The organism is Nonomuraea sp. NPDC049625 (assembly GCF_040675285.1).
GTDB lineage: Bacteria > Actinomycetota > Actinomycetes > Streptosporangiales > Streptosporangiaceae > Nonomuraea > Nonomuraea angiospora_A.
This window is the reverse complement of record NZ_JBFAOQ010000012.1, coordinates 374,462-388,750: the sequence shown is the minus strand read 5'-3', so window position 1 is coordinate 388,750 and position 14,289 is coordinate 374,462. Positions and strand designations below refer to the sequence as shown.

The 14,289-nt window shown below is 70.9% G+C and carries 17 protein-coding genes; 7 read left to right on the top strand and 10 right to left on the bottom strand.

The genetic code is table 11. From position 1 onward, the window contains the following. The 4 genes from AB0J87_RS42385 to AB0J87_RS42370 all read right to left on the bottom strand — a co-directional run. Positions 1–506, bottom strand: a 506-nt coding sequence (locus tag AB0J87_RS42385) for an NADH-quinone oxidoreductase subunit H (RefSeq protein ID WP_363975881.1), incomplete at its 3' end; no start/stop codon positions are given. A 57-nt stretch (positions 507–563) separates the two neighbouring features. Then, positions 564–1,364, bottom strand: a complete 801-nt coding sequence (locus AB0J87_RS42380; protein ID WP_363975905.1) for an AraC family transcriptional regulator — start codon at positions 1,362–1,364, stop codon at positions 564–566. A 23-nt stretch (positions 1,365–1,387) separates the two neighbouring features. Next, positions 1,388–2,341, bottom strand: coding sequence for an aminoglycoside phosphotransferase family protein (locus AB0J87_RS42375; RefSeq protein WP_363975878.1), 954 nt, complete (start codon positions 2,339–2,341; stop codon positions 1,388–1,390). A 67-nt stretch (positions 2,342–2,408) separates the two neighbouring features. Next, entirely contained in the window at positions 2,409–3,095 is a 687-nt protein-coding gene (locus AB0J87_RS42370; protein WP_363975875.1) for a dihydrofolate reductase family protein, read from the bottom strand. A gap of 43 nt (positions 3,096–3,138) precedes the next feature. On the opposite strand from AB0J87_RS42370, the gene AB0J87_RS42365 reads away from it, so the two are divergent. Further along, positions 3,139–3,291: a hypothetical protein gene (locus tag AB0J87_RS42365; RefSeq protein WP_363975872.1), complete on the top strand. Its 153-nt coding sequence runs from the start codon at positions 3,139–3,141 to the stop codon at positions 3,289–3,291. On the opposite strand, the gene AB0J87_RS42360 is transcribed toward AB0J87_RS42365, so the two are convergent. Next, positions 3,267–3,485 carry a hypothetical protein gene (locus AB0J87_RS42360; RefSeq protein ID WP_363975869.1) on the bottom strand — a complete coding sequence of 73 codons (219 nt, stop codon included), beginning with the start codon at positions 3,483–3,485 and terminating at the stop codon, positions 3,267–3,269. The two genes, AB0J87_RS42365 and AB0J87_RS42360, sit on opposite strands and share 25 nt — an antisense overlap. A 320-nt stretch (positions 3,486–3,805) precedes the next feature. On the opposite strand from AB0J87_RS42360, the gene AB0J87_RS42355 reads away from it, so the two are divergent. Beyond that, on the top strand, positions 3,806–6,175 hold the full coding sequence (locus AB0J87_RS42355; RefSeq protein WP_363975866.1) for an ExeM/NucH family extracellular endonuclease: 2,370 nt from the start codon (positions 3,806–3,808) through the stop codon (positions 6,173–6,175). A 100-nt stretch (positions 6,176–6,275) separates the two neighbouring features. On the opposite strand, the gene AB0J87_RS42350 is transcribed toward AB0J87_RS42355, so the two are convergent. Beyond that, complete coding sequence (locus AB0J87_RS42350; RefSeq protein WP_363975863.1) at positions 6,276–7,712, bottom strand: pyridoxal-dependent decarboxylase; 1,437 nt, start codon at positions 7,710–7,712, stop codon at positions 6,276–6,278. A 70-nt stretch (positions 7,713–7,782) separates the two neighbouring features. On the opposite strand from AB0J87_RS42350, the gene AB0J87_RS42345 reads away from it, so the two are divergent. From AB0J87_RS42345 to AB0J87_RS42335, 3 genes are read left to right on the top strand one after another with little or no spacing between them, the layout of a single operon-like run. Further along, the gene (locus AB0J87_RS42345) at positions 7,783–8,745 is read left to right on the top strand and encodes a helix-turn-helix domain-containing protein (RefSeq protein ID WP_363975860.1); all 963 of its coding nucleotides are present in this window, start codon (positions 7,783–7,785) and stop codon (positions 8,743–8,745) included. A gap of 45 nt (positions 8,746–8,790) precedes the next feature. Continuing rightward, positions 8,791–9,696 carry a hypothetical protein gene (locus tag AB0J87_RS42340; RefSeq protein WP_363975857.1) on the top strand — a complete coding sequence of 302 codons (906 nt, stop codon included), beginning with the start codon at positions 8,791–8,793 and terminating at the stop codon, positions 9,694–9,696. A gap of 43 nt (positions 9,697–9,739) precedes the next feature. Further along, positions 9,740–10,942: an MFS transporter gene (locus AB0J87_RS42335; protein ID WP_363975854.1), complete on the top strand. Its 1,203-nt coding sequence runs from the start codon at positions 9,740–9,742 to the stop codon at positions 10,940–10,942. A gap of 61 nt (positions 10,943–11,003) precedes the next feature. Here the strand turns inward: AB0J87_RS42335 and AB0J87_RS42330 are convergent, their stop codons facing one another. Then, positions 11,004–12,170 (bottom strand): alpha/beta hydrolase, encoded by a 1,167-nt coding sequence (locus tag AB0J87_RS42330; RefSeq protein ID WP_363975851.1) that lies wholly within the window; start codon positions 12,168–12,170, stop codon positions 11,004–11,006. A gap of 83 nt (positions 12,171–12,253) precedes the next feature. Continuing rightward, a complete protein-coding gene (locus AB0J87_RS42325) occupies positions 12,254–12,493 on the bottom strand; it encodes a hypothetical protein (protein WP_363975848.1) in 240 nt (79 codons plus the stop codon). A gap of 22 nt (positions 12,494–12,515) precedes the next feature. Between AB0J87_RS42325 and AB0J87_RS42320 the strand changes: the two genes are divergently transcribed. Continuing rightward, positions 12,516–12,695, top strand: coding sequence for a hypothetical protein (locus tag AB0J87_RS42320; protein ID WP_363975908.1), 180 nt, complete (start codon positions 12,516–12,518; stop codon positions 12,693–12,695). Then, positions 12,656–12,979 carry a LysR family transcriptional regulator substrate-binding protein gene (locus tag AB0J87_RS42315; protein WP_363975846.1) on the top strand — a complete coding sequence of 108 codons (324 nt, stop codon included), beginning with the start codon at positions 12,656–12,658 and terminating at the stop codon, positions 12,977–12,979. The genes AB0J87_RS42320 and AB0J87_RS42315 overlap by 40 nt, the downstream gene beginning before the upstream one ends. Here the strand turns inward: AB0J87_RS42315 and AB0J87_RS42310 are convergent. Beyond that, on the bottom strand, positions 12,954–13,523 hold the full coding sequence (locus AB0J87_RS42310) for an XRE family transcriptional regulator (protein ID WP_363975902.1): 570 nt from the start codon (positions 13,521–13,523) through the stop codon (positions 12,954–12,956). The two genes, AB0J87_RS42315 and AB0J87_RS42310, sit on opposite strands and share 26 nt — an antisense overlap. Continuing rightward, positions 13,523–14,227, bottom strand: a complete 705-nt coding sequence (locus AB0J87_RS42305; protein WP_363975844.1) for a hypothetical protein — start codon at positions 14,225–14,227, stop codon at positions 13,523–13,525. The genes AB0J87_RS42310 and AB0J87_RS42305 overlap by 1 nt, the downstream gene beginning before the upstream one ends. Positions 14,228–14,289: the final 62 nt, after the last annotated feature.

The following is a 14,289-nucleotide window of genomic DNA, read 5'->3' as shown; positions in this document are numbered from 1 at the left end:
TGCGCCGCCGACCGAAGACCGCCCAGCAGTGCGTACGGCGAGCGCGACGACCATCCGGCCAGCACCACGCCGTAGACCGACACCGCGCCCATGGCCAGCATGAACAGCACCGCCACCGGCAGGTCCACCAGCTGCAGCGGCGTCTGCACCCCGAACAGATTCACGACCGGCCCGAACGGCACGATCGAGAAGGCCAGCATCGCCGGGACCACCATGATGACCGGCGCCAGCAGGTAGAGCCCCCGGTCCACCGTGCGCGGGAAGAGGTCCTCCTTCAAGCCCATCTTGATCGCGTCGGCGACCGACTGCAGGAGGCCGAACTTACCGGCCCGGTTGGGGCCGTACCGGTTCTGCATCCGCGAGATCAGCTTGCGCTCGAACCAGACCCCGAAGACGACCCCCAGCGACAGGAAGAGGAACAGCATCACGGCTTTGATGATCGTGATCCACAGCGGGTCCCGGCCGAAGTCGGCAAGGGTGGGATCGGCCGCGAGAACGCCTGCCATGACGTGTTGCCCCTTCCTCTCCCCCGGCACCCGTTCGGTCCGGAGCGGAAGGTCACGCTAGCCGGTGAGCCGATCGGTGTATTGAACGAATGCGAACAGCTGTTTCGGCGTCATCTGCGCCATCGCCCGCATCTCGCGGGTGAGGTGCGGCTGGTCGGCGTAACCGCAGGCGACGGCCTCGTCCAGGGTGGCCGAGGGCCGTCTCCACGTGTCCACGGTCCGCTGGAACCGGGCGATCCGGGCCACCGTCTTGGGCGACAAGCCCACCACCCGGCGGAATCCGAGCTCGATGTAACGACGGCTGACGCCCAGCTCACCGGCGAGGGACGCGATGGTGGGCGGGCCGGCCGGCTCCTGCAGCCGCCGCCAGGCGTGCATGATCAGGCCGTCGGGGCCGGCGTCGGGACGCAGCCACACCGTCAGCCGCTCCTCCAGCAGCCTGAAGCGGTCGGCCCAGCTCGCCGACGCTATCAACCGGCCGGTCAGCTCCCCGGCACGGGTGCCGAGGAGGTCTTCCAGGCGCACGCTCGTGCCGGCGACCTCGCGTAGGGGCGTCCCCGTCAGCGCCGACATCCCGGCGGGCGTGAGCCCGACCGCGACCCCGTGACGCCACGGGGTGTGGGCCGAGAACGTCGCGGTGGCGCGGGGACCGGTGACGATCGGGCCCATGCCGGTGAAGTCGATGATCAGGGTGGCCGCGTTGAGCGGCAGCATCCGGCTGGGGTGGGCGGGCTCTCCCGCCCGGGTGCGAAAGCCGGCCCACCCCAGCACGTACGGACGCAGGTGGGGCGGTGGCAGGCGGGTGAGCATCTCGTACGGCTCCGCCTGTGGCTGCGTGGGCAGCGAATGAATCGCCATCACACCGGCAAGCCTGCCCTATCTCACGCCACTGGCAAGTCGATCCCGGCTTGCCCTTGGGGAAGCGATCGATCAGCGATGAGGCGCCGCAGCGCGGCGTGGGCGGGCGGGCCCCACGTGGCCTTGCCGCCTCGGCGGCCGCGGACGCCCGCTTCACCGATGAGGATGCCGCTGAGGGCGCGCAGCACCGCCCATCCGCGGGCGCGGCGCAGGGTCGCGGCGTCCGGGGCCGGCTGGTAGGCGGCATGGAAGCGGCCGGCGGTGCCGTCCGGCAGCAGAATCCAGGCGGCGGCGAGGTCACAGGCCGGATCGCCCGCGAAGAGGTCGCCGAAGTCGATCACGCCGCAGACGGTGCCGTCCGCGGTGAGGACGTTGGCCGGATGCAGGTCGCCGTGGACCCACAGCGCCGGGCCCGCCCAGTCGGGAGCGGCGGCGGCGTCTTCCCAGACCGCGCGGACGGCGTCCGGGTCGGGGATGAGCCCCATCTCGGTGGCCGAGGCGAGCTGCTTGGCGAAACCTCCGGAGTAGGCGGCCAGCCGCCCTCCGCGGTCCCGGCCGGTGGGAGCCTGGTCGGGGGCGGGCTGGTGCAAGGCCGTCAGGAAGGTGGCCAAGGCGTCGGCCGCCTCCGCGGCGCGCGTGACGGGGGCGCGGTCGGCGGGCTCGCCCGGCACCCAGGTGGTGACGATCCAGGGGCGTGGAAACAGCTCGGAGGGCTCGCCGAGGCGCTGCGGGACGGGAACCGGCAGCGGGAGGCGCGGGGCGAGAGCGGGCAGCCAGCTGTGCTCCTTGCGCAGCAGCTCGTCCGCGTTCTGTGTCGCCCAGGGCAACCGGACGGCGAGGTCGTCGCCGAGCCGCCACAGCTGGTTGTCCCAGCCACGCGCGCCGAGCCGCACCGGGTGATCGGCCAGGTCGGGGTGCTGGTCGCGCAGCAGATCCCGTACCAGCTCCGCGGTGATCTCGATCTCGGTGTGCGTCATGCGGATCAACAGTAGCCGGATCGCCATCCACGCAGGACGAACGACGAGGATGCCGTTCAACGCATACTCAACCCTGCGGGGTCGGTCCGTGTTCCCCCTGGCGGGAAGCCCGTTCCGGCGGCTGCTGGTTCCTGAGCTGACCTACGACGTCGTAGGTCAGGTGCGTCGTGGTCGATGTCGAGATCACGCTCCGCTGCACCAGCGTGCGCGGCGCTCCGCCGGTGAACAGCGGCGTACCCGCACCCAGTACGACGGGTGCGAGGTGCAGCGTCAGCACGTCGACCAGCCCGGCCTCGAGCGCCGAGCCGACCGTGGCGCCGCCGCCCATGAGGACGACGTCGAGGTCCTCGCCGCGGTGCGCCGACGCCGCCTCCGCCCGCTCACGCGCTGCGGCGACGGCGTCGGCCAGGCCGGTGGTGACGAACGTCCAATCGAGGTCGGTGAGCCGCACGGAGTCCGGCGGCGCGTTCGTCACGACGACGAACGCGGGCTTGCCGACCTCGCCCGCGCCGTAGCCGCGGTCGTCGTTCCAGCCGTCCGGCCCGTCGACCACGTCGAAGAGCCGACGACCGAGGACGACGGCGCCCGAGCGGGCGGTCGCCTCGCGCAGGACCCGGCGGTCGTCGGGGTCGTCGGAGAACGCCCACGTGTGCAGGGCCTCGCCGCCGATGCCCAGACCGCTGTCGGGGCCGGGGTCAGGCCCGGTGACGAAGCCGTCGAGGGAGACCGAGATGTCCGCGATGATTCGAGTCATACCAGGGCAGACCTGACCCGCCGCCCGAACTCATCGCTCACGCATGGAACGCGTTCGGGACGACGACCTTGGCGGCCGCGAACAGACCGCCATCGCGCACCGGCCGCTGGCCGGCGTCGCCAAGCACACCGCAGCCGCGGTCTCGGTGTGGCAGAGCGACGGCGTCAAGTGCTACCGGACCCAGAGTTCCCAGTAGGTGGCGCTCCCTGAGCACTCGTACTCGTTCCAACCCTCACGGACCCACATCTGGCCGGCGTCGACGCAGTTGTGCTTGCTGGTGTACACGCCGATATACGTCCAGGCGGCCGCCTGAGCGGAAGCAGGGGTGCCGACCACGCTGACGATCGCGGCGGCCATGCCGGCTACCAGAAGCCCTGCACGAAGACGCATCCGTTCCTCCTTGAAACCCGGGAGCGATACACCAAGATCATGCTGGAAGGACGCATCCAAACACAAGCGTTCAGCAAATCTGTTCACGATCAGTTCAAGCCGGGCGGCGGGCATCGCGGGGAGCCGAGAGACCCGCCCCGGGCGAGGGCTCGATCGGCGTCATGGGGCCCGCCGAGCGACGGCGAGCCCGTCAGTGTCGGCGCGCGATACCAGGCCAGGAGGCTGATTGTCACACATTGACGGATCAACACCTGAAATTTCATGACCCATCCATGCTGAATACAGAGTTTTTGGCTGTTTGTCGGTTTACGCTCCCCCGCATGCCAGTCAAGTCCCGGGCCACAGCGATCCTCGTTGCGGCCGGCGTTGTCGCCGGTTCGATCGCAGCCCTTTCCTCACCCTCTTCGGCCGCGGCCCCCGGAACCGTGGTCATCAGCCAGGTCTACGGCGGAGGCGGCAACGCCGGAGCTCCCTTCACCAACGACTACCTCGAGCTGTTCAACCGCAGCGCCGCCCCCGTGTCCCTGGACGGCTGGTCCGTGCAGTACACCAGCGCCGCCGGCACCGGGAACTTCGCCTCCAACAAGGCCGACCTCTCCGGCAGCATCGCCCCCGGCCAGTACCACCTCGTACAGCTCGCCGCCGGCAGCACCCCCAGCGGCGCGCTGCCCAAGCCCGACAGCGTCGGCTCCGTGAACATGAGCGGCACCGCGGGCAAGGTGGCGCTGGTCCGCTCGAGCGACGGGCTGGCCTGCAACGGCTCCTCCACCCCCTGCGCCGACGCCCAGCTCGCGCTGATCGCCGACCTGGTCGGGTACGGCAGCGCGAACTTCTCCGAAGGCACCCCCGCCCCCGCGCTCACCAACACCACCGGCGCGTTCCGCAAGGGCGGCGGCTGCACCGACACCGACGACAACGGCGCCGACTTCGAAGCCGCGGCCCCCGCGCCGCGCAACACCGCCACCGCCGCGGCCCCCTGCGGCGGCGACCCGTCCCCGACGGCCACCCCGACCGTCACGCCGACTGTGACGCCGACCCCCACCCCGACCGTCACGCCCACCGAGAGTTGCGACACCGCGCCCACTCACCGGATCTCCGAGGTGCAGGGAAGCGGCGAGTCCAGCCCGGTCGCCGGTCAGAACGTCCGGGTCGAGGGCGTCGTCACCGGCTCCTTCCAGAGCTCCGGCCAGTTCGGCGGCTTCTACGTTCAGGCGGACAAGCCCGACGCCGACCCGGCGACCTCCGAGGGGCTGTTCGTGTTCTCCTCCTCGCCGGTCAAGACCGGTGACCGGGTGCTCGTCTCCGGCAAGGCGATCGAGTACAACGGCCTCACCGAGATCTCACCGGCCACCGCGGTGACCGTGTGCGGCACCGGCGTGATCAAGCCGGCCAAGGTGAAGCTGCCGCTCAAGCCAGGCGTCACCTTCGAGCGCTACGAGGGCATGCTCGTCACGTTCAAGGGCGACCTCGCCGCCTCCGAGATCTACAACCTCGGCCGGTTCGGTGAGATCACCCTCGCGGGCGGCGGCCGGCTGTGGCAGCCGACGGACCGCGAGGGTGTGAACACCGAGAAGGACGCGCGGCGCGCCGTCCTCCTCGACGACGGCTCAGGCGTGCAGAACCCGCCCGCCCTGCCGTACCACACCGAGGGGTCGAACACCGTCCGCATCGGCGACGAGGTGAAGAACCTGACCGGCGTCCTCACGTACGGCTTCGACGCCTACCGCGTCCAGCCGACCAAGCCGGTGGTCTTCAAGGCCGAGAATCCCCGCCCCGCGAAGCCCGCCAAGGTCGGCGGCGACGTCCAGGTGGCCAGCCTCAACACGCTCAACTGGTTCACCACGCTCAAGTCCCGCGGCGCCACCACCGCCGCGGAGCGTGACCGCCAGCTCGCCAAGCTGGTCGCCAACATCACGACGCTCAACCCGGCCGTGGCCGGGCTGATGGAGGTCGAGCGCAACAACGACGTGGCGCTCAACACCCTGGTCGACGCGCTCAACGCCAAGGCCGGCGCCGGCACGTACCAGGCGATCACGCACCCCAACCCGGGCACCGACCTCATCCAGACCGCGCTGATCTACCAGCCGGCCAAGGTCACCCCGACCGGTCCGGCGCGGTCGTCGTCCGACCCGATCTTCAACCGGCCGCCGCTGGTGCAGACCTTCGCCAAGGCCGGCGGGGGCGGGAAGTCCTTCACGGTGCTGGTGAACCACTTCAAGTCCAAGGGCTGCACCGACTCCGACGGCGCGGCCTCCGGCGCCGACGCCGACCAGGGCGACGGGCAGTCCTGCTACAACGCCAAGCGCGTCAAGCAGGCCAAGGCCGTGCTGGCCCTGATCGACAGCCTCAAACTGCAGAACGTGCTCGTCCTCGGCGACATCAACGCCTACGGCGAGGAGGACCCCATCCACGCGTTCGAGGACGGCGGGCTGACCAGCCTGAGCAAGAGGTACGTCAAGAAGGACGACCGCTACAGCTACGTCTTCGACGGCCTGTCCGGTGAGCTCGACCACGTGCTGGCCGACAGAAGCGCGGGCAAGCTGGTGACCGGCGCCACCATCTGGCACATCAACTCCGACGAGGGCCGGTTCATGGACTACAACACCGAGTTCAACCCGCCCTCCCTGTACGCGCCCGACCCGTTCCGCTCCTCCGACCACGACCCGCTGCTGGTGGGCCTGAAGCTCTGAGACCGCACGCGGGCCGCGGCGGCGACACCGCCGCGGCCCGCCGTCCGGCCAGGGCACGCCGCTTCCTACCGCCGGTCCGACCGGAGCACGGGATTCGCCCTCAAACGGCCTTGCGGGCCTGGTTGAGGGCGGTGACCGCGGTCTCGACATCCGAGACGGTCGTCCGGTGGCTGGTCAGGCAGAGCCGCAGCGCGGGCCGCCCGGCCAGGCGTACGGTGCTCAGCCAGGCCTGGCCGCCGCTCACGACGTGGTCGGCGACGGCGGCGTGCCAGGCGGCGCTGTGCTCCGGCCCCTGCGACTCCGCCTCGGGGTCGGCGACGCAGACCACCGGGAGCGGGGTGTCGTTGACGCGCGGCCAGCCCTCCTCGGACAGCCGGCGAGCGAGCAGCTCACCGAGGCGGACGTCGCGTTCGAGCTGCTCGGCGTAGGCCGGTCGGCCGGCGATCGCCAGCGCGAGGAACACCTTCAGGCCCGCGAACCTGCGCGACCACTGCACGCTGGTCGCGTACGGATCGGGAGCCTGGCCGCTCTGCGCGGGCATGTAGGAGGTGCTGGCGTGGAAGCTGCCGGCGAGCGCGTCCGGATGCCGGGTGAGGAACATGCCCGCGCCCATGGGCGCCGACAGCCACTTGTGCGCGTCCACGGTGACGCTGTCGGCCAGCTCCACCCCGTCCAGCAGCGGGCGCAGGCGGTCGGACAGCGCGACAGCTCCCGCCCAGGCGGCGTCGACGTGGAAGTCCAGGCCCCATTCGCCGGCCTGGCGCGCCAGCTCCGGCAGCGGATCCAGCGCGCCCCCGGCCGTGGTGCCGGCGGTGCCGATCAGGAGGAAGGGCTCGAACCCCGCGGCCAGATCGGCTCGGTGCGTCTCGCGCAGCGCCGTCAGGTCCATGCGGTGCCGGGAATCGGTGGGTACGAGCCGTACCGCGTCGCGGCCGAGCCCTGTCATGTGGGCGATCTTGAGCCAGGCCAGATGGCTCTCGGCCGAGGCGTACAGCACCGGCATGCGCGCCAGACCGGCCAGGCCGCCGCCCGCGTAGGCCGGGAACCTGCGGGTCAGCGCGACGATGACGGCGGTCAGGTTCGCCTCCGCGCCACCCACGGTGAAGCTGCCCTCGGCGGTGGGCAGGCCGAGCCGGCCGGCGACGAAGCGCAGCACGTGCCGCTCCATCTCCACGGCGGCCGGAGCGTGGCTGTAGGCGGCCAGCTGCGGATTGACACCGGCCGCCAGGAGCTCGCCGGCGATGCCCCACCAGGTGGGGGTCGGGTTGAACAGCCCGAAATAGCGCGGATGCGTCGTGTGCACACCCCACTGCCGCAGCATCCCCATGACCTCGGCCAGCGTGTCCGCCGCCGGTGCGGGGCGGGCGAAGTCGTGGCCGACCAGCCAGTCGCGGAGCTGCTCGGTTCCCGGCCCGGCGGGTGCGACGGGCCCGTCCGCGACCGTGCCCAGATGCCGTACGACCAGCTCCGCGGCCGCGGTGAGCAGCCGGGATCCCTCCTGGGTGCCGACGTCCAGCGTTCCTGTCTCCTCGTTCATGGGACCACTGTCGTGAGCTCCCGGGCTTCTCACTAGTGGCAGAAATGTCGCGTTCCGCTAGATTTATGCCATGACGTCGATCCAGGTGGCCGTACCTGTGCTGGACCGATGCCCGCTGTTCGAGCTGGCGGTGCCGTGCGAGGTCTTCGGCCGGGACCGGCGCGACCTGACCCCCGACTGGTACGACCTGACCCTCTGCAACAGCACGCCGGGAGAACAGGAGTCGCTGCCGGGGTTGTGGCTGCGCGCGCCCGGCGACCTGTCGGTCCTGCGCGACGCCGACCTCGTGGTGGTGCCCGCCTGTGTCGACGCCTCCTACCGGCCGCCGGAGAAGCTCCTCGAGGCGCTGGTCGAGGCGCACGAGCGGGGTGCCCGGATTGCCGCCCTGTGCACGGGCGCCTTCGTCCTGGCCGCCGCCGGCCTGCTCGACGGCCGGGAGGCCGCCACGCACTGGATGCACGCCGAAGACCTGCGCAGGCTCCACCCCCGCGTCACCGTGAACGAGCGGGCCCTGTACGTCGACGACGGCGACATCCTGACCAGCGCGGGCACGGCGGCGAGCATCGACCTGTGCCTGCACATCGTCCGGCGCGACTTCGGCGCCGCGGTGGCCGCGGAGGTCGGCCGCCGGATGGTGATCGCGCCGCACCGCGAGGGCGACCAGACCCAGTACGTCGCACCCGCCCCCGCCGTCACTGGTGACCGGGGTCTGGCGCCGGTGCTGCAGTGGGCGCTGGAGCGGCTGGAGACGCCGCTTACCGTCCCGGGCCTGGCCGAGTACGCCTCGATGAGCACCAGGACGTTCGTACGCAGGTTCCGCCAGGAGGTCGGCCTGCCGCCGATGCGGTGGCTCAACCAGCAACGGCTGATCAGGGCCCGCGAACTCCTGGAGACCACCCACCTGCCCGTGGACGTCGTGGCCGAGCGCTGCGGGCTCGGCACCGGCACCGGCCTGCGTCAGCACTTCACCCGGTATCTGGGGACCACGCCGTCGGCGTACCGGCGTACGTACCGAGGGGCTTTGCGCGAGTAAGTAATGGGATTATTGGCCCTAACCTAAACATGATCGGACGTACGGATGAGCCACGACGCCATCGGCGCAGCCCTGGTAGAAGCCTTCGCGGCCGAAGGCTTTCCCGCCAGGTTCGTCGCCCCCACCACCCTCAGCGTCAGCTTCCCGGGGGCCGCCGACTTCACCGCCGACATCGGCAACGTGCTCGCGGAGGCCGGCGGTCTCCCCCACGCTGAACTGCCCGCGTTCGCCGCGGACTTCGCCGGCGGATTCGCCCGGGGATACCGGAGGAAGATGGCTCAGGCGCCGGACACGTCGGCTGACATCCAGCAGCTCCTGGACGGCGAAGCACTGCGGATCCGCATCTACTCCGAGGCCGCGCTCGCCGAGCCGCCCGGCCTCCGTGACTCCCTGGTGACCCGTTCCCTCGCGCCGGGGCTGGTGGAGACCGTGGTCATCGACCTGCCCGACTCGATCATGTCGCTCGGCCGCGAACGACTCGGCGGCCGAGCGGAGAACCAGGTCTTCGGCGCGGCGCTGCACGCCTCTCTGCATCGGGAACCGCACTACACGAAGATCGAGGAGGTCATGGGCGTCCCGATCATGTTCATCGGCGAGACGCAGCGCTACATCGGCTGCCATGTCCACGTGCTCAGCCGTCACATCGGGCCTGCCCGCCACGGTGCGCTGGTCTCCTTCCCGCTGCCGGAGTACCTGCTGGTACACGAGATCGGCGACGTCCATCTCATCGCGGCGATGGAGAGCATGCAGGCGGTCACCCGGACCATGAACGAGCAAGGAGACAAGGGCATCAGCTCGCAGGTCTACTGGTGGCGTCCCGGCCAGGACGACGGAGGAGTGCCGGACCTGCGTCCGGTCGAGGTGGAGGTGGACCACCGGGAGAAGAGCATCGCTCCCCGTACGGCGGAGACCCAGGAACTCCTCGACCTCTGGATGCGCGATCACGCGTAGACGCGGCCGAGCCATTCGCAACCGCCACGGAGACCCATCCTCAATGGACCTCGCCACGCGCCGACGCCGGCAGGCGCTCTTCCTGCTCTTCTTCCTCCCCGGGATCGCGCTGTCGTCGTGGGTGACCCGCACCCCCGACATCCGCGACCGGCTGGAAGCCTCCACCGGCCAGATGGGCTGGATCCTGTTCGGCCTGTCGCTGGGCGCCATGATCGGGATCCTCTGCTCCGGACGTCTCACCTCCCGGTACGGAACGAGACCCGTCATCGGCGTCGGAACCGCGATGGTCGTCGGGAGCCTGGCCGTCATCAGCGCCGGCACCCTCCTGTCGTCCGTACCGCTGGTCATGGCGGGCCTGTGCGGGTTCGGCGCGGGCATGGGGGCCGGTGACGTCGCCGTGAACGTCGACGCCGCCGACGTCGAGCGCATCACCGGCAGGACGACGCTGCCCACCGTGCACGGCTGCTTCAGCCTGGGCACCGTCGTGGGCGCCGGCACCGGCATCGCGGCCACCGCCGCCCGGCTTCCCGCGCACTGGCATCTGGCCGCGGTCACCCTGATCGCAGCCGCGCTCTTCCTGTACGCCATGCGCGCCCTCCCCGCGGGCATCGGCATCGGCGCGCCAGGCCAGGCCGCGTCCGGCGGCACGGAATCGAAGGTCTGGAAGGACGGCAGGCTTCTCCTGATCGGGGCGATCGTCCTGGCGATGGCCTTGGCCGAGGGAGCCGCCAACGACTGGCTGCCGCTGCTCATGGTCGACGGGCACGGCCTGGACGCCACTTCCGGGTCTCTCGTCTACGCCGGTTTCGCCGCGGCCATGACCATCGGCCGCTTCGGCGGCTCCTTCTTCCTCGACCGCTTCGGCCGCACCACCGTCATCCGCGCCAGCGCCGTCTCGGGGGCGCTCGGTCTGATCCTGGTGATCTTCTCGGACAACGCGGTGCTGGCCGGGGCCGCCGTCCTGTTCTGGGGGGTCGGCGCATCGCTGGGCTTCCCCGTCGCGCTGTCCGCCGCGGGAGAGACCGGACCGAACGCGACCGCCCGCGTCAGCCTGGTGGCCATCATCGGCTACGTCGCCTTCCTCGTCGGCCCGCCCGGCCTCGGCTTCCTCGGCGACCACTGGGGCCTGCGCACGGCCATGCTCGCGGTGCTCGCCTTCGTCGCCTCCGCCGTCTTCCTGGCTCCCGCCGTCGACACCCGCCGCCGCTCCGCCGACCACGACGACGTACGCTCCCGGATTCCCTGACGTTCGGCGGGGATGTCGGCTGATCCGGGCGTAATGGACCGTCCTGGCCACGGCGAGGCGTTCAAACGGCTTTCCTTTCCCGTGATCTCACCCAGGCGGTGAAGGCCTCGATCGCGTCGATGACGGCCTCGAAGCGGAGCGAGTGGTACAGGTCGAAGGCGTGGTTCCCGCCGCGCAGCTCGGCGTAGACGACGGGGGCGGCCGAGGTCTGGCGTAGCCGGTCGGCGAAGTGCCGGGCATCGGCCGCGGGCACCTGCGGGTCCAGATCGCCGTGGGCCACGAGGAACGGCGGTGCGTCCGGTGTGATGTGGGCCAGGGGCGAGGACTCGGGGCCCTGGCCGAAGTAGGTGCCGTACCAGCCGTTCAGGTAGATGGCGCCGGTCACGGAGGTGTCGGCGTCCTCGAAGCCCGGCTGGAAGGCGGGGTCGTTCTGGGTGAGCGCGGCCAGTGCCGCCATGTGCCCGCCCGCCGAACTGCCCGCGACGAACACCGTGGACGGGTCGGCTCCGTACTCGTGGGCGTGTTCGCGTACCCAGGCGATGATCTTCTTGAGGTCGATCAGGTGGTCTGGGTGCTGGGCCTGCGGTCGTAGCCGGTAGTTGGCGCTGATGCACACCCAGCCCTGGCCGGCGAGCCGGTAGAGCAGCGGCAGCGACTGGCTGTTCTTGTGGCCGCCGGAGTAGCCGCCGCCGTGCAGGTGGATCATCACGGGCGCGCCGGACGGGCGCGAGCGGTGGTGGTAGAGGTCGAGCAGGTTGCGGCGGCCCGCGTCGCCGTAGGAGAGGTTGGCCACGCGCCGGACGTCCGGGCGGCGCTTGAAGATGGGCAGGAACAGGATGCGGGCCCACGGGCGACGGCGCCGCAGCCCGGCGCTGAGGTCGGCATCGATGGCGGCGCGCCATCCCGCGCCCAGCCCAAGGTCCATCGCGCGCTCGATCCTGGCCCGCTCGCCCATCGCGCGGTAGGCGATGGGCACGAGCCCGATCGCGCTCACGGCGGCCAGGGCGACGACCGCCCAGCCGCCCGCCGAGTCAATGTCACCTTCGGCGAACGCCAGCGCCGTCGGGAGCAGCAACATCCAGAAGAAGGCCGCGAACGGCAGCTCGTTGGCGGCCAGACCGAAGTAGTAGCTCGTAGGGCCGAGCGGGCGCGAGAACGGCACCGGCCGTAACGCGAACAGCGTGCCGATCGCGACAAGCGCTACAGGGAACAGATACCCGAAGGGCACGGAGCCTCCAAAGATCTAAACATCGAACACCACGTCTGCGGTACTATGGTTGGGCGGCGCCGGCAGTATCCACGCGGACGACCCTAGGCAGGGCCGCTATATGCTGTCCAAGACCAGTTCTCCCATAAGTTCATAGCTCCAGAGGCATAATGGATCTGCTGTCGCTGCGCCTTTTCCAGGTCGTGGCGCGCCACGAGCACATCAGCGGGGCGGCCGAGGAGCTCCGCGTCGCCCAGCTCCGACGCCGCCGGCCTGGCCCGCGGCAGCGTCTCGCTCGCCTCGGAGACGCTGCTCACGATCACCGAACCGGTCAAGAGCTTCATCGCCGAGCATCCAGATGTCGCCGTGCGTCTTTTCCAGCTGACCCCGGATGTCATGGCCGAGCGGCTGAGCGAGGGCCAGGTCGGCTTCTGCCTGGCGTCCGAGGTGCTTGACGGGCGGGGCTGGACCATGAGGAGCTGGTCCGCGAGGAGGTCCTGCTCGCCGTGCCGCCCGGGCACCGGCTCGCCGGTCGGCGCGAGGTGACCATGGCCGACCTCGCGGGCGAACCCGTCGTCACCACCCGGCCGGGGATCTGGCAGCGCACGCCGGCCGAGCGGCTGTTTTCCCAGGCCGGGTTGGAACTGGTGCTCGCCTGTGAGATCGACGAGGCCACCACGGGCATCGAGATGGTCAGCGCCGGGCTCGGCGTGGGGTTCGGGCCCGCGTGGTATCTCCGCTCACCGCTAGGGAAAGGTGCCGCTCGGCGATGCTCATGGTGCGGGCCTGGCTTCCGGGTGGCTTTCAGCCGACGATGGGCGAGGCGATGACGACGGTGACGTCCGCCGGTTCGGCGTCGGTGCGGTAGAGATGAGGGGCGTCTCCGGCGAAGGCGAGCAGATCGCCCGACCCCAGCAGGCGCGGGGCGTCGGCGGGTCCTGCGGTCAGCCGACCCGAGGCGACCAGCAGGTGCTCCACCGTGCCGGTCGCGTGCGGCACACCCGTCAGATCGGTGTGGGCGGGCATCCGCAACCGCCAGATCTCCAGGCTGTGGCCGCTGCTGATCCGGCGTAGCAGTTCCCGGCCGACCTCGCCCTCGGCGATCTCGGTGCCGGGGACGAACACCGGGCCGGGGTCGGTGTCGCGGGCCAGCAGGTCGGTCAGCGGGATCCTGAGCGCGATCGCGAGCGCGTCGAGCGTCTCGATCGTCGGATTGCCCTTGCCGGCCTCCAGTTGCGACAGCGTCGCCTTGCTCAGGCCCGCACGCCGCGCCAGCTCGGAGCCGCTCATCCCACGTTGTTCACGACGGCGACGGATCTGCGCTCCCACCGCCGCGGCGCTGCTGCTCGTCGACCGCCCGGATGCCGCGGCCATCATCGCGGCCCGTGAGCGGCGGCATACGACACACGGATGCGGCCCCGCTTGACCTTCAGCGCCGGCAGCACCACATCGTGGAGGTCGCCGAGACTGCGCACATGGGTCCCCCCGCAGGGCGCGGCGTGCAGGGTGTCCAGGCGGACCACGCGTCGCCCGTGCTCGCCCGTCTCCGCGGTCACCGGCAGGTCCTCGGCGATGGCCGCCGCCACCACCTTCCGCAGCTCGGCGATGACCTCCTCCCGGCCTTCAGGATCGGCCAGCCGCGGATCAGTCCGCGGGGCGGTGAACTCGATGCGCGCCTGGCCGGGGAAGTGGTTGTTCCCCGCCAGCTCCCACCCCTGGGCACGGCCCGCCGCCTCGATCAGATGACCGGCCGTGTGCAAGGCCGCGTGCGCCATCCGTGTCCCCAGATCGATCCGCGCCCGCACCCGCTGCCCCTCGGCGAACACCGGCCACCCGGCCTCCTCGGAGGCGGGCACGGCCACGATCAGCCCGGACTGCTCATCCCACACGGGTACGGCCTCGACCTCCTCCAGCCACCCCCGGTCAGCGGGCTGACCACCACCCTGCGGATGGAAGAGGCAATGCTCCACGGCCGCCCAGGGTCGCCCCTCCTGGCGCCCCACAGCGATCACCCGGGTATCGGCCTGCTCCGCGTAGGTGTCATCGAGATAAGCCCTGACCTGCATCACACTCTCCATGCGCTAAACGATATGTTCACTATAACGAACGCCTGGATGTGGTGCGGACAAGACGGTCGCGG

Coding starts and splice junctions, on each gene's coding strand:
- AB0J87_RS42380 (WP_363975905.1), bottom strand. CDS start 1,364: ATGGCGATTCATTCGCTGCCCACGCAGCCACAGGCGGAGCCGTACGAG.
- AB0J87_RS42375 (WP_363975878.1), bottom strand. CDS start 2,341: ATGACGCACACCGAGATCGAGATCACCGCGGAGCTGGTACGGGATCTG.
- AB0J87_RS42370 (WP_363975875.1), bottom strand. CDS start 3,095: ATGACTCGAATCATCGCGGACATCTCGGTCTCCCTCGACGGCTTCGTC.
- AB0J87_RS42365 (WP_363975872.1), top strand. CDS start 3,139: ATGGAACGCGTTCGGGACGACGACCTTGGCGGCCGCGAACAGACCGCC.
- AB0J87_RS42360 (WP_363975869.1), bottom strand. CDS start 3,485: ATGCGTCTTCGTGCAGGGCTTCTGGTAGCCGGCATGGCCGCCGCGATC.
- AB0J87_RS42355 (WP_363975866.1), top strand. CDS start 3,806: ATGCCAGTCAAGTCCCGGGCCACAGCGATCCTCGTTGCGGCCGGCGTT.
- AB0J87_RS42350 (WP_363975863.1), bottom strand. CDS start 7,712: ATGAACGAGGAGACAGGAACGCTGGACGTCGGCACCCAGGAGGGATCC.
- AB0J87_RS42345 (WP_363975860.1), top strand. CDS start 7,783: ATGACGTCGATCCAGGTGGCCGTACCTGTGCTGGACCGATGCCCGCTG.
- AB0J87_RS42340 (WP_363975857.1), top strand. CDS start 8,791: ATGAGCCACGACGCCATCGGCGCAGCCCTGGTAGAAGCCTTCGCGGCC.
- AB0J87_RS42335 (WP_363975854.1), top strand. CDS start 9,740: ATGGACCTCGCCACGCGCCGACGCCGGCAGGCGCTCTTCCTGCTCTTC.
- AB0J87_RS42325 (WP_363975848.1), bottom strand. CDS start 12,493: ATGAAGCTCTTGACCGGTTCGGTGATCGTGAGCAGCGTCTCCGAGGCG.
- AB0J87_RS42310 (WP_363975902.1), bottom strand. CDS start 13,523: ATGGCCGCGGCATCCGGGCGGTCGACGAGCAGCAGCGCCGCGGCGGTG.
- AB0J87_RS42305 (WP_363975844.1), bottom strand. CDS start 14,227: ATGGAGAGTGTGATGCAGGTCAGGGCTTATCTCGATGACACCTACGCG.